Source organism: Alphaproteobacteria bacterium, from assembly GCA_026400645.1.
In the GTDB taxonomy this organism is placed as follows: domain Bacteria; phylum Pseudomonadota; class Alphaproteobacteria; order Paracaedibacterales; family CAIULA01; genus JAPLOP01.
The window spans coordinates 23,632-43,541 of record JAPLOP010000028.1 but is presented as its reverse complement, the minus strand read 5'-3'; the positions used below and the strand labels follow the sequence as shown (position 1 = coordinate 43,541).

Below are 19,910 nucleotides of genomic sequence, written 5' to 3'. Positions count from 1 at the left end.
TCATTATTTTTTCTTTTTATGAGTATTAGATGTTTTCTTTGCAATCGCCAGTGGACTTGGCTTTGGGACCACCTTTGGGACCATGCGCGTGATAACGTACTGTTGTGCAATCGTCAAAATGTTACTCCATGCCCAATAAATCACCAAACCAGCCGGAAATGATGCGAATAAATAGGTAAAGAATACCGGCATCAACATCATCATTTTTGCCTGCACCGGATCAGTCGGCTGCGGGTTCATTTTTTGCTGCAACAACATCGTCACACCCATCAACAATGGCAATACACCAATCATCAAGAAAGACGGTGGATCAAACGGCAATAATCCAAAAAGATTAAAAAAGGATGTTGGATCAGGCGCTGATAGGTCATGAATCCATAAATAAAAGGGAGCATGCCGCATTTCAATCGTGACAAAGAAAACTTTGTACAAGCAGAAAAATATGGGGGCCTGAATCAGCATCGGCAAACACCCGGCCACAGGGTTAATCTTTTCCCTTTTGTAAAGCTCCATCATTTCTTGGTTCACGCGCATTTTGTCGTCGCCGTGCTTTTCTTTGATGCGCTCTATATGTGGTTGCAAAGCTTTCATCCTGGCCATAGATTTAAAGGACTTGTTGGCCAATGGATAGAAAAGCAATTTCACAAAAACAGTCAGCACAATAATGGCCAACCCCATATTTCCCAAAATCTGACGCAAGAAATCAAGCACGTAAAACAAAGGTTTAGTTACAAAATAAAACCACCCAAAATCAACAGCCAGATCAAAATGGTCGAATCCCATTTTTTCTTCGTATTGATCGAGGATTTGCAGAACCTTCGCCCCGGCAAAGACATATTGCTTGAATTCCAACGATTGACCTGGCTTCACGACCTGGGAATCGACTGTTAATCCACAATGATACGACTGTCCCGCTGGTTTGTTGGCGAACGATATATGGACCGGTTGCTTTTGATCCGGAATCAGCGCGACCAACCAATATTTGTCCGTGAAACCAACCCAGCCGCCCGTCGTTTCCTGTTTGACCATTCCTGTTTTTTGAAGCTTTGGATAGTCAAATTCATTCAAACGGCCATTCAAAACGCCCAGGGCCCCTTCGTGTAAAATATAATATCCGCTTGTTACAGGGGTTCCAACACGAACAACCTCGCTATACGGAACCAACGAAACGTCTGTTTTTCCCGTATTAATAACACGGTCTGTTACGGTGAACAGATAATTATCATCGATTTCAAAACTTCTCTCAAACTTCAATCCGTCGCTATTTTGCCACTGCAATTTAATCGGCTTACCTGTTTGCAGGGGGGTTTTTTCGGAAATTTTCCATTGTGTATCATCGCCGGGTAAATCGCTTGCCTGACCGTTAAGCTGATCGCTGGCCTGGCCAACCCACCCAAAACGAACATAATACGGTTCCTTGGTATTTAGCGGAGAAAGTAGAACAATCTCAGGACTTGCTGGATCAGGTTTCTCATGATAATTGACCAAAACCAGGTCATCCAAAACGCCTCCCTTAAGATTAATAGATCCCCGAACTTTCAAAGCATCGATAGAAACCCGTTCTGTTTTGGTCAGCGCCTTTTGACGCGATAAAATTTCTTTTACAGGTTCAGCTTGTTGAATTCCAGCTGTCAAGGGTGCCTGGGTGGCCGCTATTTCAGCCTGCTTAAGAAGCTCCAGGCTTTTGGGGCGTTCATAAAAATAGTTAAACCCAACCAAAATAAGGATAGAAAGGCCGACGGCGACAATTAAATTTTTCTGATCAGACATTACAACTTCACTAAAACTAACGTTTTGTTAATAGATTTCTATAAAAGGTACGGGATTTTTTCACAAGGAGCAACTTGTTTTAGGAATGCGTTGTTTCTGGTCCAAGAATCAGTGTGTTTGCTGGCTCTTTTTCGGGAACCGGGTCATATCCCCACGATTTTCCAATTTGTTCCGATAATTTTTCATACGGATGGCAGCGCAAAAGGCGCTTGATTGTCAACCAAAGGCCCTTAAAAAGGCCATGACATTCTATTGAATTGATCGCATATCGCGAACATGTTGGCTCGAAACGGCAACCTTGTGCCAAAAAAGGGGATATAATCCAACGATAACAATGAATCAGTCCGATAATCGTACGCGCCATCTATCATTCTCCTGTGGGATGATTAGGATACCTTGATAGAACCTGACGCAAACAATATGAAACGCCACGTTCTACATCAGTCGTCAACTTTGAAAAATCCGCTGACGCTGTCGCCTTTACTGCAATAAACACAAAGTCACATGCAGGAGCACTAAGGCTTAATAACAGACTTGTTATCCTATTGTCAATGATATTTCTAAGGCGTCGCTTTGCACGATTCCTGTGGACAGCATTCCCGACCCGTCGGCTGGCTGTAAAACCCACCCGCGTTTGTTCCGCAGGCTCAACAACCGGGCAACATTGCACCATCACCGTCGGCATTCGGGCTATGATTCGTTCTTTTGAAACCCGCAAAAATTCCGTGCGTTTTTTTAAACGGGTTACTGACATGATGGCGCTTGGTAAAACTAAGCTGATAGCTTTGTTCTGCCCTTTGCACGACGAGCAGATATAATGCGACGTCCGCCAACTGTTGCCATGCGCGCTCTAAATCCATGACGATGTTTTCTGACGATGCGGCTTGGCTGGTATGTTCTTTTCACTTTATTATCACCTTTCGGGTACGCGTACGTAAAACTAATAAATACCCAGAAGGGTATCCTCTCTCAACAATTGTTTGGATGTTAGCATATTAACTGTTCTCTTGGAACAAAAAATTGTATGCTATTTTTTATGTGATTCCATTTAAAGCAAGGCAGAGTGTTTTGGGGGCTACGATAAAAGGGGAAGCGTTAAGAATTTGGTTGGTGGATGCGTTTACAAATACCCCATTCCAGGGGAATCCAGCCGGGGTTTGTTTGGTTCAATCCTTTCCATCAACTGATTTTATGCAAAACATTGCAGCCGAAATGAACTGGTCGCAAACGGCATTCGTTGAACAAAAATCCGACACGCATTTTCACATCCGATGGTTTTCCCCGCGGGACGAAGCCCCCATATGTGGACATGCAACGCTGGCGTCCGCCCATGTTTTGTGGGAACAAAAAATTGCCAGAACCAATCTGATTACGTTTGATTCCCTGGGCGGACCCTTAACAGCGTGTAAACAAAAAGATCAGCAGGGGTGGATTACGCTCGATTTCCCGACCCGTCTGGTTGCCCCCTGCCCCATGCCCGAATTGCTAATGACTGCCCTTGGGGATGTCTGCGTGCAGTCCGTCCACAAGGATGAAACGGTGTACCTTGTTGTTCTGTCCTCAACAGAAGAAGTGTTATCCATGGATCCAAGCCTACATCTAATAGAACAGCTATCCTGTCGGGCAATTATTGTGACGGCTCGATCTGATGATTCTTACGCGAATGGACGCTATGATTTTATTTCACGCTATTTTGCGCCAAAAGTTGGAATCCCAGAGGATCCCGTTTGCGGGTCTGCCCATTGTCGCCTGACGCCATTTTGGGCCGCTGCATTGGGGAAAGACACGCTTTTGGCGCATCAAGCCTCTCGTCGGGGCGGCGTATTAAGAGTGGCCACACAAGGTGACCGCGTATCAATTTCCGGGCAGGCCATCACAGTCGGAGAGGGCACCCTTGGACTATTTTCATAATTATGAGTAAGTTTCCTGGATGGCCACGCTCGCTCCGCTCACTCGCCATGACGTCATAGCGAGGAGGACGAAGTCCGACGTGGCTATCCAGGAATTTAAACAATTGATCAACAATTTTTGAAAATGGCACTAATAAACCTTAAGCCCATCGCCGTGCACTTATTTTGCGCTTTAGTTTTTTAGTATTTTTTATGGGCTTGACGAAATTTTTCTGCTTTGCAGTCGTCAAAACGGTTTTTTGAGTACTTATTTCCCCAGACGCCTGCGGGATCACCCATTGGGCCGGCAGGACAGCTGCCTTGCTTTGCCCCGAAACTTCAGGTGTCTTGCATTGATGGGCAGTCACAACCGGCAGCGAAATAGTTTCCGCATGCTGGGACAAAAGAATTGTATGTAGGTCTGCTTTGGCTTGGTTATAGCCCTGGCCATCATCAGCGGGCACACCATTAGATTTTCTTGATGAAACAGAACTGCTTTTCGTTCCCGGCGCCAACAAACTTCTTGCAAGGGTACCGCTTAAGGTTCCCGTTGACTGCGCGCCGATCTTGCGAAAGCTTGCCTCTAGCAATTGGGCAGCCTGCTTATCGCGGCTTCGCCAACTTGTTCCACCCATAACAACAGCAAAAAGACGCCGAGGCTGATTTGCAGAATCCATTCGAACGGCCGATGTACTGATATTAAATCCAGACGCATTCACAAAACCAGTTTTGATGCCATCTAAACCTGGAAAATCCCCCAGCATATGATTATGATTTCTGTAGGATCGCCCCTGATATTGAAAACTCACTGTTTTGAAATAGGGATAATATTCGGGGAAATCTTTATACAGCGCACGCCCCAAAACGGCCATATCGTAAGCGGTTGTTACCTGTCTGGAATCAGGGACACCCGACGCATTGTAAAAACGCGTCTGATTCATACCCAACCTTTTTGCTGTCCGATTCATACGCGCAACAAAATTTTCCAGACTTCCAGCCAAGCCTTCTGCCGCAACGACTGCAGCATCATTCGCCGACTGCGTCACAAGCGATTTAATAATGCACTCAACACTGATCGAGTCACCCTCTCTCAGCCCAAGTTTTGTTGGAATTTGAATGGTCGCTAGTTTCGATGTTTTAAAGCGAGTTTCCAGCTTGATGTCGCCACTTTTCAATGCTTCAAATAAAAGGAGAAGTGTCATTTTTTTTGTTAACGAAGCAGGATGACGCGCATCATTGGCGTTTTCCGCATGCAGAATTTTGCCAGTTTTTTCATCCAGAACAACGGCTGCATAGCGCCCACTTGTCCCCTTTGGTCCCGCCCAAAGATCCGACATCAACCCGGCAACAATAAATACAGTCAAAAGGCAAATTTTAAGAAGCACTATAAGTAACCAGGTTTCTCTCTGTTGCTCTTATTTAAACGGATAAGGGTATTTTTGTCAACCTTTATGGATAATATTCATTATACAGGGCATTTTTCAAAAACATCGCGAATAATCGTAAAATAAATCAAAAATTTTATGAATTATTAACTATTTATTAACTATTGAATTCTGATGCTTGGGTAAGAATTGGCACGGCTGTTAAAAAATTCATCAATGCGCATAGGATGACTGATAAAAAATCCCTGAACAACGTCACATCCCAATTCCTGGACCGCGGACAATTGCTGCATCGTCTCGACCCCTTCGCAAATCACAGAAACGTCCATTTCCTTTGCCAGGGAGATCAATGACTTCAATATCAAATGCGCGCTTTGTGATGTTGCGGCCTTTTGTACAAAATCCTTGTCAATCTTGACCGCATCGACAACAACATCCACCAAATACCGCATTGTTGCATAGCCGCTTCCAAAATCATCGATCATAACCTTGACACCCATAGCACGAAGCTTTTGAACCGTTTGGTTGATAACTTTCAGGTTAAATGGCTTTTGAGATTCCGTGATCTCAATTTCAAGAAACGACAAAGGGATCCCGCTTTCCTCGGCACAGGCTTCAAGAAAATGCGCAAATCGGGGCGTCAAAAGGCTGGGCGGAACATTAACGGCCAGCGGTATCTTTGGAAAATTGCTTTGTCCCAGATGATGAAAAACTTCCTTAATAACCCATTCTGATAGCGGCCTCATAAGCCCCCGGTTTTGCGCCGCCTGGACCCATTTATCCGTTGAAATGGGGCTAATCAAGATTTTTTGATCTGAAAGTCGACTGTTTTTTTGCACTGTAAGAAATGCGCTTTGCGGGACACGCAACAAAACTTCGGCCCCCACAATTCTACCAGACGCCAAGTGTAATTTTGGCTGAGCAAACAAGGACAGGCTGCCATGATGAATAGCTTTTGTTAAGTGTTTCGCCATTTGTGCTTCATGAACCTGCGTGCTTCTCATCAATTTTTCCATAAATTTTAGTAAATCGAGAAACTTTTACCACATTTTTTAGGGAATTTGCAAGGCAAATACGTTGTCAACCCAAAATGTTTTTTATCGGGAAAATGTATCCCTTGCATCCCTTGGTAATGTGCGGTACCTATAGTTGAAAGCTCCACCCTATTGCGAAATGCCGACCCGTATGGATATTATTCTTGTTCCTCTTTTAGCCGTTGTCGTCAAAATCATTGATCTATATCGATGGCTTTTGATCATATATGTTATCATGGGCTGGCTAGAAGCGTTCGGCATCGTGAATCGGTACAACCAATTCATTTATGGTTTGCATACTTTTTTGTTCCGAATCATAGAACCAGCCCTGGTCCCTATCAGGCGTTTTATGCCCAACATGGGTGATATTGATTTATCCCCATTGGCGTTGGTATTTGGTCTTTATTTGATTCAGGGCGTGTTCATTAAAATCCTTCAGAAATTTCCGGGATAGCCCTCAATCAGCTCCTCGAACAATCTGTGCCAATTGCGCTCTACTCTAAGGCGCATAAAAACGCCCCCCAGCCCAACGGAGGCACGATCCATAAACACGAATTCTTTGGGGGGGCGAATACCCCCCAATCGATGAAGTTCGGAATGGATTTTGGTGGCGGCCTCCCACCCGGCAGAGGCGCTGAAATTATTTTGGATGGGCCGAACACGATTATCCAGCAATGGATCATATAACACCCGCGCCCACTGATTCATCACATCAATCATTTCCTTGGACAGGTTTTTAAAGCCCCACGCCTCGTACGCCTGAACGGCTTTATCGGGTTGGTTGTGCAAAAACGACTGATACAAATCAATCACCCCCTGAACAAATTCCGGCGGAAAATGCCGCACACATCCAAAATCCAAAAGATTAATCTTTCCATCTTGAGTCACAAGATAATTCCCGGGATGGGGATCTCCATGGATCACGCCATGATGATAAAATGGTTTGTACCATGCCTTAAAAAGTTGATCGGCGATATGATTTCTGAAATTTTCGTCATGATTCAAATATGTCAGCAACGGATCGCCGGCCATCCATTCCATCGTCAACAAGCGCCCCGTTGATAATGCTGGATACTGTTGCGGAACACCAATATAGGGATCGTCCTGAAATATCGATCGGTAAATCGCCATTTGTTCGGCTTCGTGATGATAATCAAGCTCCTCTAACAGACGATTTTTAATCTCATCCTGAACGTCTGATGTGTCCAACGCTTTGTTCGTCACATGATACAGCCCAAGGGCGAGTTTGAGGTTGCTCAGATCAGCCTCCACCATGGATTGCATCTGGGGATACTGCAGCTTGCACGCAACCGGTTGACCTGCCAAATCAACAGCATAATGAACCTGTCCCAATGATGCCGCAGCCCGGGCCACCAAATCAAATTCCCTGAAATGCGTTTGCCAATCAGCCCCCAATTCAGCAGCCATTCGCCGTCTGACAAACGGAATCCCCATGGCGGGTGCTTGCGATTGCAGCCCCAAAAGCTCTGCCGCATATTCCGGTGGAATCGCATCCGGAATTGTTGCCAGGAATTGCGCCACCTTCATCATGGGTCCCTTGATGGTCCCCAGTTTTGCTTTTAGTTCACGCGCATAGGCAACATCATCAATGTCACGGCCTAAATACTGTTGCCCTGCAACACGTGCCGCCAGCCCGCCAACGGTGCTGCCCACTTGCCAAAAACGCTTAATCGTGGTGGGAAAAGACCGATCATCCATAAAATCAACTATCCATTTCAAATTGCTAGACAAAATCATAAAACACAGCTATAAAGATACTGGTTCCTCCGTTCAGGGGGAAACGCCCAGATAGCTCAGTTGGTAGAGCAAGGGACTGAAAATCCCTGTGTCGCTGGTTCGATTCCGGCTCTGGGCACCATCCTTTTTAGGGATGTCGCGCCAAAAAATCCAACACACCCTGCAAAATAAAACTCGCAGCCATTTTGTCTACGACTTCCTTTTGACGTTTCCGCGAAAGATCTGCCGTTATCATCGTTCGTGTAACGGCCGCCGTGGACAGACGTTCATCCCAAAATAAAATCGGGATATCCATCGTTTTCAAAAAATTCTCGGCAAATTGTTTGACTTTTTGACTTTGGGGCCCCTCGGTTCCATTCATGTTGATGGGATGCCCAAAAACAAGCGCCACAACGGCGTGACCCTTTATAACATCAGAAAGCTCGGCAAAATCTTTTTTAATATTTCCGGTGCGCTGGATTGTTTTATAGGGTGTCGCAATCATCCACGTGCGATCCGATAGACTGAGGCCAATAGTTTTATCACCTAAATCCACCCCCAACAAAGGTTTTTTGGCAGATTTAAACGCAGCTAGATCAGAAAGCGCACAAAACATAGGGGGTACTTTGGATTCTGAGGGTATAGACAGTTATTAATACCATCATACCGCATCAGAAAACACACAAAACTGTGGTGGATTAATCGTGTTTTTTACTAAAACCGATATCCGATATTAACGGCCGCATAAGCCGATTGTTGCCATCGGTTTAATTGCCCCCCTATTCCCGCATAAAGGCTGACGGCATTTTTTTTCAGCACAAGCACACCAATATCCGCACACAGTTTTTGTGATTTGGCGTTCGAAAGATTGATGTCATAAACTTGATTGCTGCCCACAAAGGAAAGCGCCGCCTTGTTTCTTCTTTTTAGACTTTGGTCACGGATATAACCGATGGAAAAACTTGGGGTCACAATGCTGTCATCCATAACAAAGGTTTTGCTTAGTGATCCCCCGACAAGTGTTTGCAAGGAATCAGACAGACGAGTTTGCGAATGGATATTATGACCCGCTACCCCTTCTTCGGTGTACTTATTTTGCAAAGAACGCACATAGCCCATGTTGATAAAGGGTGACAAATTGATTTGACAACAAAGGGGAACGGTCATTCCAGCACCCAAGGCACCCATGGTTTCATACCCCTTATGCGATTCCCTTGCTACCGCACCGGAAAGGGTTGGCCGATTATTGCTGAAATTATTTTCGCTGGCCATGAAAGCCCCATTGATATAGCCATTTGATGGCAAATCATAGTTTCCAAGAACACCAGCGGAAACATTTTCGTTATTCCCCTCGCCGAAACTATGCCCCATTTTGTAGTGTAATTTTGATGTCATCGCCATGATTCCCAAAGAAAAGGAATTTGTGATTTTATATTGGGTATTGGCGACCAATCCTTGCGTTGTTGATCTTAATCCAGGATTACCGCTGTGTTTTGTTACGTTGGTTAACGACGAATAGGGCTGAATGGAGGCATAAAATGACCGATCAGCGCCTGCTTTTTTCCCAGAAGACTTCTCCTCTGCGGTACTTTCTTTCGCACCAATGGCCTTTGCTATGGTTGGCATGCTTTTGAGCGCCGCCGCAAGCACTTGCTGCGTTGACGATGTCTGCAATAACGACGGGACTGTTGGTATAACCGAATCCTGACCAAGGTCAAATTTGCTGGCCTCTGCCTGGCAGATTAAATTGGTCCCGGCATAAAGTGCGGATCCTAGGTAAAATAAACATTTTAGTTTCTTTGTGACGGAGATCTTCATTTTTTTGCTTCCAGTGTGTTTTATTGTTTATCCAGTTTGATTGGGCATATCGACCCCACTAAAACCGATAACCAGCCTTAAGGGTCCCTTGCACGCTTTGTGTCTGGCGATCCGCCCTTCCGCCAAGATCGGCGCCAAAATAAACGCCCCCTTTTTTAAACATAACGACAGAAACGTCCGCAGCCAATTGATTATGCTTTGGACTTGGGCAGGGAATGCCAAATGATTGGCTGTTGGGCCCAACAAAGGATAAAGTAGCTGTATTTTTTCGTCTTAGGCTTTGGTCACGATAATAGGTCAATGAAAAAGATGTGCTGACAATATCGTTATTTATATGGGCGATGTTAACCAAGGATGCCCCGGCTACCGTCCCCAATGTATCGGAATCACGGGCCTTTGAATTCACATTAAACCCAGGCGCACCAGTTTCTGTGTACGCGTCTTGATGGGACCGCGTATAGCTTAGATTGAAATAGGGTGACAGAAAAACATGCTGCGTCAAAGGAATCGTTGCACCCGCCCCAATAACACCCGTTGTATCAAGCCCCTTATGAGATTGTGTTGCCACAAATGGGGAAAGAGTCGGAACAAAAATTGACCGCTTGCTGTCAAAATGGTTCTTACCAAGCAAGAAAGCCCCATTCACGTGCAGGCCAAATGGCAACATGTAATCCCCCTGAATTCCCAAGGAACCACTTTTGATTTTTCCATCACTCTGATTTTGACGCATTGAATAATCAGAACTTGTCCCCATTGCAATCAGACCCACAGAATAATCATCCGAAATCTTGTATTGGGGGTTGATCATTACCCCTTGTGTCGTTCCATGCATTCCCAAAGTTTGACCATGAGTAGACATATTGGTTGATGTATAAAAAGGTTGAGCAGAAATATCAAACGATCGATCGGAATTCACTGATTCTGTGGACGGTGCAACGAAATTCTGTGGATTCGAACACTTTGTAACATCAAAACCGTCGTTATTTACCTTACTAGGTTTGGCTGTGAGCTGATTCACAAAAGATGTGCCACGCAATAGTATGGAAAGCTGCTGTTGTACCATTGCTGTTTGATAAGCAGATGGCACGATGGGCAGCAATGCCGGAGCACCAATGGCCTGATTTTTTCCGAAATCATATTTCTGAGCTGGCGTGAGACCAGCCAAAGCACCAAGAGCTGGCATATTCTGAGCTTGCATAAGAGATTTTGTCAACTCACTCGCTCCCGGGCTGCTCGCGTTCGCCATGGATGTCAATGCACCCCCGACACAGACCGCGGACCCCAAATATAATAGGCATTTTAGTTTTTTTGTGATTAGTTTGAATTTCATAGTCGTTTCTCGATTTGATTTGTGCATTCCCTATACTAGATCGCAAAACCTTAATATAAAGTTAAAGCGACATAAATTTAGTGCATTTTTTTCAACCCGGAAATTGATGGGAAAAGGTAATGATTTCCTGGCAAGCATTTATTTGGTACACTCTAAATATGTAAAGTCCAACGGCTAATAAAATTTTAGGGAGCGCTCATTGTGACCATCATGGAACGAAACACTAAAACCGATACAGATAAAACAAAGGCCCTTGATGCAGCCCTCAGCCAAATAGAGCGCGCCTTTGGCAAAGGATCAATCATGCGCCTGGGGCAAAAGGAAAGCGCCGTTGATGCCGAAGTCATTTCCACGGGATCATTAGGATTAGATATTGCCCTGGGCATCGGTGGTCTGCCAAAGGGGCGTGTTGTTGAAATTTATGGCCCAGAATCATCTGGGAAAACAACAATGGCAATCCATGTTGTGGCGGAATCCCAGAAAAGCGGAGGAACCTGTGCGTTTATTGATGCAGAACACGCTTTGGATCCAAGCTATGCCCGGAAACTGGGGGTTAATCTGGATGATTTGATTATCTCTCAGCCCGACACAGGCGAACAAGCGCTTGAAATTGCCGACACATTGGTTCGAAGTGGCGCCGTTGATGTCGTAGTCATTGACAGTGTGGCAGCGTTGGTCCCAAAGGCTGAACTAGAGGGCGACATGGGAGATTCTCACATGGGGCTGCAGGCACGTCTGATGAGCCAGGCTTTGCGCAAATTAACGGGATCAATCTCAAAAACCGGTTGCATGGTGATTTTTATCAACCAAATCCGTCAGAAAATTGGCGTGATGTTTGGAAGCCCAGAGACAACAACCGGTGGAAATGCCCTAAAATTTTATGCGTCCGTCAGGTTGGACATTCGTCGCATTGGCGCCATCAAGGACAAGGACCAAGTCACCGGCAACCAAACCCGTGTCAAGGTTGTTAAAAACAAAATGGCACCTCCGTTTAAAGTTGTCGAGTTTGATATCATGTACGGCGAAGGAATTTCCAAAACAGGCGAGCTGATCGACCTTGGGGTTAAGGCGGGCGTCATAGAAAAATCGGGATCTTGGTATTCCTATGGGACACACAGAATCGGACAGGGTCGCGAAGCCACGCGGGTATTTTTAAAGGAAAACCCAGAGGCTGCCGCCCAAATCGAACGATCAGTCCGTGATAATGCCGGCCTTGTTGCTGACAGCATGATTGGTGGCGGAGATGCGTCCGGGGGCGAATAGAGATCAATAACATTCGGTTAGTATGTTCCTGCAAAGTCAATAGACAACAGGATGGCTTTCTGGATGGCCACGTCGGGCTTCGCCCTCCTCGCCATGACGTCATGGCGAGCGAACGAAGAGAGTGTGGCCATCCAAAAAGCTATCTCTCTATTGATCACGTAGAAAAACACTATAGTATGAAATTCACATCAAACAACACCCACCCCCGTCATCCCGTGACTTGACCACGGGATCCACAACGAAATACATGGACCCTACGATCAAGTCGCGGGATGACGGGAGGTGTTATTTAGGGAGGGAAATTCGTTCTTTTTTCTCTAACCGAATGCCATTAGACCTAGCTTAATCTGAATCCAAAATAAACCCACAGTAGTTTATGATATTCGGAAAGAAGCTTGTTAGTTGTCTTTAGATCGAATCCGCGCCCCTCGTGAATGGGGTGCGGCACAATCCGAACATCTGGCAATGCCCGTGCAAATTCGATCATGCTCCGTAACATATGGTAATCAGAGGTCACCAATCGCAATGATTGAATATGCTGTTGCCGCACCCAGGCTGCCGTTTCTTGGGCATTTTGAATCGTGTTACGCGCATTATATCCAAGCTCCGCCCGGGAAACGATTGCATCAGCCACCTCTGCCCCCTGCCCCTTGAGCAACACAGGCATTTTGACTTTTGGATTCACACCAGAGATAAACAATTTCTGAGCCAACCCTTTTTCAACAAGGCTGAAACCAATCTGAACCCGCCCCTTGCCACCCGTTAAAACAACGACAGCATCTGTTATGATTTTATCTTGATCACCATCCCCAGGCAGACAAAAGCAGAACGCAAGAAAACCCATAAACCAGATCGTAAAGATGGTCGCAAGGAAAACTGAAAACGCAGTGATTCGTTTTTTCATGAATCCATACGATGCAGTGCGCGATAAACTGCCAATCGCGAAACAATCATACACAGTGCCGCCACAAAGAAAGGGCAGGCCATAACGATCACCAAAATTTCACTGGCAAGTCCGCCCCTAAATAACTCCGGTATTCCAAAATCCTCCGTCAGCAAACTCACGGCATAAATAATGGGCAACGCCAAAATGGTTCCAATCACCCCACCCTTTAGGCAGCATTTGAACACCTGCCATTGAAAATTTTTGGCGATATACTGTTTCCCCGCCCCCATCAATCGCAAAACATCGATAACGGAATGATGCGTTGCAAGCGACGCGTTGGTAATCAACGTAATCACAACGCAAATCGCCCCAACAATAAACGCAATAACGATATAGGAGACAGCCTTTATTGTATGACTAAGGGACATCAACATGTGGTGCCATTGAACATGGGGCTCTATCCGTATTCCGGCATTGATTTCCCTTAACCGGTGACGCAAATCCTCGATATCCAGCACCCCAACACCCGACGGGTCGGGCGTAATCTTTGCATCAATAAGCACGGGCAATAAAACACCCTGCAGTGTTTCGGCCTGCCCAATCCAGGGCGCCAGCAATGACAACAATCGTTTGTTATCGACAACCTCGATATCGCAAAGACCGGGGGTACCTTGTAAAACAGAGGTTACTTGCTGAACGATGGTTGTTATCGCGTCAGTTTCTGGTTGTTGAATCGGCGCGCCTGGCATCGCTTTGTGGGCGGACAAGATATCGGATGCGGGAATTTCAATGGTAATTTTGTCAGACGATCGCCCCTGCCAACGCCCCAAGGCCCCACCCAATGTTGTGGCGCAAACAAACACCAACGTCAAAAGGAAAACCAAAAGCCCGACAACCCATGGCAAATAGCGATTTCCGCCTTCCTTTCCAATCGGGATCTCGTGGATTCTGTGTTGATTAAAAATCCGCACCCTAAACACCCTGATCCCGAGGTTCGGCATGCAACAACTGCCCCTGGTTCAAATGCAATACGGGATAGGAAAATGACTTAACGAGGCCCGTGTTGTGTGTTGCCAAAATCACCGTCGTTCCAACCTTATTCATTTCTTCAAACAATATCATTAATTTATAAGCAACCGCTTCGTCGACATTACCCGTTGGTTCATCAGCAATCAACAATAATGGACGTGTAATGACGGCCCGCGCGATGCCAATCCGTTGTTTTTGACCATCTGACAACATGGATGGCAGGTGATTCAAGTGATCGCCCAGACCAACCCAATGCAGTAATTCTTTTGCATACGAAAAACATCGCTGCGGGGGGTTCCCCACAATACGCATGGCCAAGGCAACGTTTTCAACGGCGGTCAGATGATTGATCAGGCGACAATCCTGGAAAACCAATCCCATCTTTTGCCGAAATAGCGGAAGTTCCTCTGATGACAGGCGTGAAACATCACGGCCAAAAACACGCACGATCCCCTCGGTTGCTTTAACGCCACGATAAATCAGCCTTAGCAAAGATGTCTTGCCTGCGCCGCTGGCTCCCGTTAAAAAATAAAATCCACCCGCAAAAAATGAATAGCTCAGGTCGTAAAATATCGGGGTCCCTTGTGGGTAATATAGGCTAACCCGATCCAGTTTAACAACCTCAACATTTTTTCGAGCACTGTTTCGTTGATTAGGCACCAGATTAACCCTTTATAGTTCTGTTTCATGCGAAAGTAGCATAGCCTATACTCAAGATGAATGGAAATGTTGAAATTTTATGAAAGATAGTTTTTTCAGAAACAAGACAAAAAAGCCGAGAATAGCTATTCTATTTAAGGATTTTTTGTCGACGTTTATGGAGAAAATATCAAACATAAAAATCAACATTTCCGTTTAGATTGGGTATCCCTTGACGTTTATAGCAAATTAGATTAGCGTTCAAGTGTTAGCTGAAGTAGCTCAGTTGGTAGAGCAACTGATTCGTAATCAGTAGGTCGGGGGTTCGATTCCTCTCTTCAGCACCAGCATCTTTTTTAGAGCATTACCCTATCTTGGGGCAGATCACGTTTCTTTCCCTTTTATCCTGAGGCGCACTGCAGCACCCGGCGATAATTTCAAAATAATTTGCTTTGGAATGCGCAGATCGATAACCGATACTTCACCGGGATTAATTTTTTGTTTCTCGATAAGAACGGATAAATGTGCCAATGCATCCTCCATCTTTTCCTCGGGTAACTTTACCAAAACGCTATTCTCTAAAACAAGATCCCACCGACGTTGCCGCATTCGAATGATTGACCGGAGTTCCTTTCGGATCAACGGAAATTTTTCCAGAAGCGATAAAATACGGGGTGCATGGGCTGGTGCATCGCCCCCCACAATAACGGGCAGACTTTGAAAATAGGCTACGTTTGTTATATTAATGGTGATGCCATCTTGATCAACCAAGAATTGCTGATTTTGGTTTTGCCAAATGGCGATGGGTTTTCGCTCCTCGAGCTGAATATACAAAAAACCCGGAAAGTGCCGGCGAACACAGGCCGACTTAATCCAATCAATTTTCTCTAGATCGGCCCTGATGGTGTCCAGATTATAGGCTAAGATTGGATCACCCCGTTTGGCACGAACACAGTCCAGGATCGCAGTTTGGGAAGAATGCTGACGACCCTCCACATACACATCGCTAACCTTTAGCCCCATGATCGCCGTGGACGCAACGATTTTGTCCGTGATCACGATGGTTGCCTGCTGGGGATATCCAAGCCACCAGCTGACGTATCCAGCAACAAACAAAATCGTTGCAAACCCGGCAATAAACAGCCCTTTGTAGTGCTTAAAAAACCGCTTTTGCCTAATTTTTCGCTGAGAACCCCGCCCCTTTGTTTTTGCCTTTCCCGAAAACACAAATAGCTTTTTTACCCTTTTAAGGGACCAAAAGGGATCCGGCACCGCAGGGATTCTTTTTCGTTTTGTCGGCCTCATTTATTTATGGTCACAGCTAGCGCTTTCAAGGATTACCCCCACCAAATCCCGATAAGACATCCCACCATGCGCCGCAATTTCCGGAACCAGGGACAAGGGTGTCATGCCCGGCTGCGTGTTGATTTCTAGCAAATAAAACTTGCCCTCTCCATCGGTCACATCATATCGAAAATCTGACCGCGTAACGCTTTGGCATCCTATGGCTTGATGGGCTCGCAAGGCCAAATCAAGGGCTTTTTGATAATCCTCTGGCGGTAATGGGGCCGGCATTATATGGTCCGCCTTGCCAGATGTATATTTTGCCTCGTAATCATAAAAACCACACAATGGCTTTATTTCAATTGCGCCCAGGGCCCGGCCATCCACAACGGCGACCTGTATTTCCTTGCCGGGGATATATTTTTCGATCAATAGTTGATCACCAAATGACCAATCATGCAAACAATGCTGATAATCATTTTCATCAAAAACAAGGTAAACGCCCCGACTGGACCCTTCGTTAATGGGCTTGACGACATAGGGCATTTCCATAGGGTGTCCATTTTGAAAATCTTCTAAAGAAATCAAAAGCCAAGGCGGCGTTAACAAACCGGCTTCGTTAAAAATCTTACGCGACAAAATCTTATTCATCGCAAGTGCTGATGCCGTAACACCACAGTGCGTATAGGGAATCTGCAATACCTCCAGAACACTTTGGATGACACCGTCCTCCCCCCCAACACCGTGAAGGGCATTAAACACGACATCCGGTCGAGGATTGGACAGCTGCTGACAAAGGGCATTCAGATCCCGCCTAACATCAATTATCGATACCTTGTACCCAAGGTCAACAAGCGCCTGAGAAACCCCCTGCCCTGACGTTAAGGATACGTCGCGTTCGGACGACCATCCCCCCATTAATACAGCCACATGGCGCTGAGTCATTTTACTCTCGGTTTTATTTTCATACTGTCTTATGTGAATAATACACGAAAATTGTAAAAATTGGGAGCTTTTTAACACCCACATCAACACTTTGTTAACCATTGAAGACTATGTCTACTTTAGGAAGATATTAATGCTGAAGGGAAATTTCATGAAATTAACAAACTTAATATTTGTCGTTACCTTAATGGGAATCGCCACACAAGCTATTGCGGCCGATGATGACAACGGAACCTATACCTATACGCCTCGCACGATAAAAATGTTTCACCAGGCATTTAAAGAATCGGGATGCAATGAAAAACTAGCCGCAAAATCATTGGGAATTGAAAACCTGGATGGCCCAAGATCACCAGATGATGCCGCCTTTATTGCATTTTCACGCTTCATTTATCCACTAATCGACAAGGAATGCGCCAGGACAGAAATGACAAAAGCAGAATTTTGGCACACACTTGAAGCCAACAAAACATCATGGACAATCAAAGGACTCATCACAAAACATATAATCGACAAGGAAACCGATCATTGGTTTAGTATTTTTTTACCCAGAAAATCCGCCGTCAATTATTATTTTAACCCCATTTCAAGTGATTACCATTGAGAAACTGCACAGAAAAAACTTTACAGACATTGGTATGGTACCCTATCTTGGGGTACCTTTACTGATATTAGAGTTTATTTATTCTGGCCATGATTGATATCAAAAACGCTGATAATAAAAATCGGGTGGTAACGTTTGGTTGTCGCCTTAATACATATGAATCCGAGGTGATTAAAAAATTATCAGCGGAGGCCGGGTTAGAGGGGGCCATCATCATCAATTCCTGCGCTGTCACAGCGGAGGCCGAGCGACAAGTCCGGCAATCTATTCGCAAACTTCGTCGGGAAAACCCGAATGCAGAGATTATCGTGACAGGCTGTTCCGCCCAGATTGATCCTGATAAATATGCCAATATGCCCGAAATCAACAGCGTCATTGGTAATGCAGAAAAATTACAGCTATCCACGTATGCGTCAATCAAGGATCAAAGTATGACCCTGGTGAACGATATTATGTCCGTTCGGGAAACGGCCGGTCACCTGGTTTCAGGATTCGAGGGGAAAGCCCGCGCCTTTGTCCAGGTTCAAAATGGATGCGATCACCGGTGCACGTTTTGCACAATTCCCTTTGGTCGTGGAAATTCACGAAGCGTCCCCCTGGGCGAGGTCGTCGCACAAATTCGCCAGGTTATTGAATCAGGATACCAAGAAATCGTCTTAACAGGGGTTGATATCACGGCATACGGCGCTGATTTGCCCGGTGCACCCCCATTGGGACAGGCTATCAAACGAATCCTGGCATTGGTTCCGGATTTAAAACGGTTACGATTGTCGTCACTGGATCCGGTCGAAATCGATGATGATTTGTGGAAACTGATCGAATCTGAGCCCCGATTACTATCCCACCTGCACATCAGCCTTCAGGCGGGTGACAACATGATTCTGAAACGGATGAAGCGACGCCATCTGCGCGAGGATGCAATTGCATTTTGCAAACGTGCGCGCGACGTCAGGCCCGACATCGTGTTTGGCGTGGATTTGATTGCCGGATTCCCAACGGAAACCCCCGAAATGTTTGACAATACCCTGCGTATCATTGATGACTGCGATTTAACATTTTTGCATGTGTTCCCGTATTCACCACGCCCCGGGACCCCCGCAAGCCGGATGCCACAAGTGGCCGGACCCATCATTAAAGAAAGGGCAGCAATCCTGAGACACGCCGGGGAAAAAGCCGTTCAACGCCTTTTCGATCGATTGTTGGGTGAAACTGTCGCCGTTTTGGTTGAATCTGTAAAGGATGGCATTGCCGATGGCAAGACAGACCATTTCGCATCCATCCGATTTCCTGTAGACTTGCACGAAATAGAAATTGGATCCGTTCATACCGTCAAAGTTCTTGGCAAAAGCGGACATCATTTAGAGGGAGCATTCTGTTGAGTTTATGGCAGCGCCTTAAAACAGGCTTAAAAAAAACATCCAATCAGTTTGGCGACAAATTACAGGTCGTGTTGACCCACCAAACGCTGGACCAAGGGGCGCTGGACGAACTAGAGGATTTGCTGGTCGAATCAGACGTGGGGGCGACCGTTGCCCAAAGGTTATGCCAAAGCTTGTCCAGGAAAAAGTTCGGACAGGAGGTGACCGAGCTCGAGGTCCGAGAATGCCTAGCCGAAGAGATCGAATCAATCCTAGCGCCCGTTGATGTGCCCCTGGTGATCGAACAGCAAAAAACTCCCGTTGTGATTTTAATCATTGGCGTGAATGGGGCCGGGAAAACAACCAGCATCGCAAAACTCGCCAATCAATGGAAAATGGATGGCCTTAGTGTGGAATTGGCAGCCTGCGATACATTTCGGGCAGCCGCCGTGGAGCAACTGCAGGTATGGGGAAAGCGCCTTGGGATTCCGGTGCACACAGCGCCCCATGGCGCCGACGCGGCGGGACTTGCATTTGATGCCCTGACCCAGGCGACCAAAAACAATGCGGATATTTTATGCATCGATACGGCCGGTCGCCTCCATAATAAAGAGGGGCTCATGAACGAACTGGCCAAGGTAATTCGGGTGATCAAAAAAATGGATCCAGCAGCACCGCACCATACAATTTTAGTCCTTGATGCCACAACGGGACAAAATGCTTTGACTCAGGCTGGCGTTTTTAAAGAAATTGCCGGCGTCACAGGAATTATCGTGACCAAGCTTGACGGAACCGCGCGGGGTGGCGTTGTTATTGATCTTGCGGAAAAGTATGGAATTCCCATTCATGCGATTGGCGTTGGAGAACAAGAGGACGATCTGCAATCATTTGATGCGCGGGATTTTGCGCGTGCGATCGTGGGATTAGAAATTGAATAGA

The 19,910-nt window shown here is 46.0% G+C and carries 21 protein-coding genes and 2 tRNA genes; 8 read left to right on the top strand and 15 right to left on the bottom strand.

Annotated features, from left to right (window positions below):
• Positions 1–3: 3 nt before the first annotated feature.
• The 4 genes from yidC to rpmH form a co-directional block, all read right to left on the bottom strand.
• Complete coding sequence (yidC, locus tag NTX76_04730) at positions 4–1,770, bottom strand: membrane protein insertase YidC (GenBank protein ID MCX7338565.1); 1,767 nt, start codon at positions 1,768–1,770, stop codon at positions 4–6.
• A 79-nt stretch (positions 1,771–1,849) separates the two neighbouring features.
• Positions 1,850–2,134: a membrane protein insertion efficiency factor YidD gene (gene yidD / locus NTX76_04725; GenBank protein MCX7338564.1), complete on the bottom strand. Its 285-nt coding sequence runs from the start codon at positions 2,132–2,134 to the stop codon at positions 1,850–1,852.
• A gap of 3 nt (positions 2,135–2,137) precedes the next feature.
• Positions 2,138–2,524, bottom strand: a complete 387-nt coding sequence (gene rnpA / locus NTX76_04720; protein MCX7338563.1) for a ribonuclease P protein component — start codon at positions 2,522–2,524, stop codon at positions 2,138–2,140.
• A gap of 17 nt (positions 2,525–2,541) precedes the next feature.
• Positions 2,542–2,676, bottom strand: a complete 135-nt coding sequence (gene rpmH, locus NTX76_04715; protein ID MCX7338562.1) for a 50S ribosomal protein L34 — start codon at positions 2,674–2,676, stop codon at positions 2,542–2,544.
• A gap of 132 nt (positions 2,677–2,808) precedes the next feature.
• On the opposite strand from rpmH, the gene NTX76_04710 reads away from it, so the two are divergent.
• A complete protein-coding gene (locus NTX76_04710; protein ID MCX7338561.1) occupies positions 2,809–3,681 on the top strand; it encodes a PhzF family phenazine biosynthesis protein in 873 nt (290 codons plus the stop codon).
• A gap of 139 nt (positions 3,682–3,820) precedes the next feature.
• On the opposite strand, the gene NTX76_04705 is transcribed toward NTX76_04710, so the two are convergent.
• Together NTX76_04705 and NTX76_04700 are read right to left on the bottom strand one after the other, a co-directional pair.
• On the bottom strand, positions 3,821–5,044 hold the full coding sequence (locus NTX76_04705; GenBank protein ID MCX7338560.1) for a D-alanyl-D-alanine carboxypeptidase: 1,224 nt from the start codon (positions 5,042–5,044) through the stop codon (positions 3,821–3,823).
• A 161-nt stretch (positions 5,045–5,205) separates the two neighbouring features.
• Positions 5,206–6,048 carry an EAL domain-containing protein gene (locus tag NTX76_04700; GenBank protein ID MCX7338559.1) on the bottom strand — a complete coding sequence of 281 codons (843 nt, stop codon included), beginning with the start codon at positions 6,046–6,048 and terminating at the stop codon, positions 5,206–5,208.
• Between the two features lie 181 nt (positions 6,049–6,229).
• Here NTX76_04700 and NTX76_04695 point away from each other — a divergent pair, with 181 nt between their 5' ends.
• Positions 6,230–6,532 (top strand): YggT family protein, encoded by a 303-nt coding sequence (locus tag NTX76_04695; GenBank protein MCX7338558.1) that lies wholly within the window; start codon positions 6,230–6,232, stop codon positions 6,530–6,532.
• Here the strand turns inward: NTX76_04695 and NTX76_04690 are convergent.
• Complete coding sequence (locus tag NTX76_04690; GenBank protein ID MCX7338557.1) at positions 6,514–7,836, bottom strand: AarF/ABC1/UbiB kinase family protein; 1,323 nt, start codon at positions 7,834–7,836, stop codon at positions 6,514–6,516. The genes NTX76_04695 and NTX76_04690 overlap by 19 nt on opposite strands.
• 45 nt (positions 7,837–7,881) lie before the next feature.
• On the opposite strand from NTX76_04690, the gene NTX76_04685 reads away from it, so the two are divergent.
• Positions 7,882–7,957, top strand: a tRNA-Phe gene (locus tag NTX76_04685).
• Between the two features lie 6 nt (positions 7,958–7,963).
• Here NTX76_04685 and ruvX read toward each other — a convergent pair.
• The 3 genes from ruvX to NTX76_04670 all read right to left on the bottom strand — a co-directional run bounded on the left by ruvX (position 7,964) and on the right by NTX76_04670 (position 10,846).
• The gene (ruvX, locus tag NTX76_04680) at positions 7,964–8,431 is read right to left on the bottom strand and encodes a Holliday junction resolvase RuvX (protein ID MCX7338556.1); all 468 of its coding nucleotides are present in this window, start codon (positions 8,429–8,431) and stop codon (positions 7,964–7,966) included.
• A 98-nt stretch (positions 8,432–8,529) separates the two neighbouring features.
• On the bottom strand, positions 8,530–9,633 hold the full coding sequence (locus NTX76_04675) for an autotransporter outer membrane beta-barrel domain-containing protein (protein MCX7338555.1): 1,104 nt from the start codon (positions 9,631–9,633) through the stop codon (positions 8,530–8,532).
• Between the two features lie 58 nt (positions 9,634–9,691).
• Positions 9,692–10,846 carry an autotransporter outer membrane beta-barrel domain-containing protein gene (locus tag NTX76_04670; GenBank protein ID MCX7338554.1) on the bottom strand — a complete coding sequence of 385 codons (1,155 nt, stop codon included), beginning with the start codon at positions 10,844–10,846 and terminating at the stop codon, positions 9,692–9,694.
• Positions 10,847–11,173: 327 nt separating this feature from the next.
• Here NTX76_04670 and recA point away from each other — a divergent pair, with 327 nt between their 5' ends.
• Positions 11,174–12,226: a recombinase RecA gene (recA, locus tag NTX76_04665; GenBank protein ID MCX7338553.1), complete on the top strand. Its 1,053-nt coding sequence runs from the start codon at positions 11,174–11,176 to the stop codon at positions 12,224–12,226.
• A gap of 337 nt (positions 12,227–12,563) precedes the next feature.
• Here recA and NTX76_04660 read toward each other — a convergent pair whose 3' ends face one another.
• Genes NTX76_04660 through NTX76_04650 form a run of 3 tightly spaced genes read right to left on the bottom strand, consistent with a single transcriptional unit; the run spans position 12,564 to position 14,801 of the window.
• A complete protein-coding gene (locus tag NTX76_04660) occupies positions 12,564–13,130 on the bottom strand; it encodes a YdcF family protein (GenBank protein MCX7338552.1) in 567 nt (188 codons plus the stop codon).
• Positions 13,127–14,083: a hypothetical protein gene (locus NTX76_04655; protein ID MCX7338551.1), complete on the bottom strand. Its 957-nt coding sequence runs from the start codon at positions 14,081–14,083 to the stop codon at positions 13,127–13,129. Before NTX76_04655 ends, NTX76_04660 begins: the two co-directional genes overlap by 4 nt.
• 1 nt (position 14,084) lies before the next feature.
• Complete coding sequence (locus NTX76_04650; GenBank protein ID MCX7338550.1) at positions 14,085–14,801, bottom strand: ATP-binding cassette domain-containing protein; 717 nt, start codon at positions 14,799–14,801, stop codon at positions 14,085–14,087.
• A gap of 250 nt (positions 14,802–15,051) precedes the next feature.
• Between NTX76_04650 and NTX76_04645 the strand changes: the two genes are divergently transcribed.
• Positions 15,052–15,127: transfer RNA gene (locus tag NTX76_04645), tRNA-Thr, on the top strand.
• 37 nt (positions 15,128–15,164) lie between these two features.
• Here the strand turns inward: NTX76_04645 and NTX76_04640 are convergent.
• On the bottom strand, positions 15,165–16,085 hold the full coding sequence (locus NTX76_04640; protein MCX7338549.1) for a cell division protein FtsQ/DivIB: 921 nt from the start codon (positions 16,083–16,085) through the stop codon (positions 15,165–15,167).
• Positions 16,086–17,009 carry a D-alanine--D-alanine ligase gene (locus tag NTX76_04635; GenBank protein ID MCX7338548.1) on the bottom strand — a complete coding sequence of 308 codons (924 nt, stop codon included), beginning with the start codon at positions 17,007–17,009 and terminating at the stop codon, positions 16,086–16,088. It lies immediately after the preceding gene.
• A 151-nt stretch (positions 17,010–17,160) separates the two neighbouring features.
• Here NTX76_04635 and NTX76_04630 point away from each other — a divergent pair, with 151 nt between their 5' ends.
• The 3 genes from NTX76_04630 to ftsY all read left to right on the top strand — a co-directional run bounded on the left by NTX76_04630 (position 17,161) and on the right by ftsY (position 19,909).
• Positions 17,161–17,613, top strand: coding sequence for a hypothetical protein (locus tag NTX76_04630; protein ID MCX7338547.1), 453 nt, complete (start codon positions 17,161–17,163; stop codon positions 17,611–17,613).
• An 89-nt stretch (positions 17,614–17,702) separates the two neighbouring features.
• Positions 17,703–18,992: a tRNA (N(6)-L-threonylcarbamoyladenosine(37)-C(2))-methylthiotransferase MtaB gene (mtaB, locus tag NTX76_04625; protein MCX7338546.1), complete on the top strand. Its 1,290-nt coding sequence runs from the start codon at positions 17,703–17,705 to the stop codon at positions 18,990–18,992.
• A complete protein-coding gene (gene ftsY, locus NTX76_04620) occupies positions 18,989–19,909 on the top strand; it encodes a signal recognition particle-docking protein FtsY (GenBank protein MCX7338545.1) in 921 nt (306 codons plus the stop codon). The genes mtaB and ftsY overlap by 4 nt, the downstream gene beginning before the upstream one ends.
• Position 19,910 lies beyond the last annotated feature (1 nt).

Excerpts from the sequence above, each read along its gene's own strand:
- NTX76_04660 (MCX7338552.1), bottom strand. The coding sequence starts at position 13,130 with ATGAAAAAACGAATCACTGCGTTTTCAGTTTTCCTTGCGACCATCTTT.
- rnpA (MCX7338563.1), bottom strand. The coding sequence starts at position 2,524 with ATGTCAGTAACCCGTTTAAAAAAACGCACGGAATTTTTGCGGGTTTCA.
- NTX76_04675 (MCX7338555.1), bottom strand. The coding sequence starts at position 9,633 with ATGAAGATCTCCGTCACAAAGAAACTAAAATGTTTATTTTACCTAGGA.
- mtaB (MCX7338546.1), top strand. The coding sequence starts at position 17,703 with ATGATTGATATCAAAAACGCTGATAATAAAAATCGGGTGGTAACGTTT.
- ruvX (MCX7338556.1), bottom strand. The coding sequence starts at position 8,431 with ATGTTTTGTGCGCTTTCTGATCTAGCTGCGTTTAAATCTGCCAAAAAA.
- NTX76_04700 (MCX7338559.1), bottom strand. The coding sequence starts at position 6,048 with ATGAGAAGCACGCAGGTTCATGAAGCACAAATGGCGAAACACTTAACA.
- NTX76_04640 (MCX7338549.1), bottom strand. The coding sequence starts at position 16,085 with ATGAGGCCGACAAAACGAAAAAGAATCCCTGCGGTGCCGGATCCCTTT.
- NTX76_04690 (MCX7338557.1), bottom strand. The coding sequence starts at position 7,836 with ATGATTTTGTCTAGCAATTTGAAATGGATAGTTGATTTTATGGATGAT.
- yidC (MCX7338565.1), bottom strand. The coding sequence starts at position 1,770 with ATGTCTGATCAGAAAAATTTAATTGTCGCCGTCGGCCTTTCTATCCTT.
- NTX76_04695 (MCX7338558.1), top strand. The coding sequence starts at position 6,230 with ATGGATATTATTCTTGTTCCTCTTTTAGCCGTTGTCGTCAAAATCATT.
- recA (MCX7338553.1), top strand. The coding sequence starts at position 11,174 with ATGGAACGAAACACTAAAACCGATACAGATAAAACAAAGGCCCTTGAT.
- NTX76_04635 (MCX7338548.1), bottom strand. The coding sequence starts at position 17,009 with ATGACTCAGCGCCATGTGGCTGTATTAATGGGGGGATGGTCGTCCGAA.
- yidD (MCX7338564.1), bottom strand. The coding sequence starts at position 2,134 with ATGGCGCGTACGATTATCGGACTGATTCATTGTTATCGTTGGATTATA.
- NTX76_04630 (MCX7338547.1), top strand. The coding sequence starts at position 17,161 with ATGAAATTAACAAACTTAATATTTGTCGTTACCTTAATGGGAATCGCC.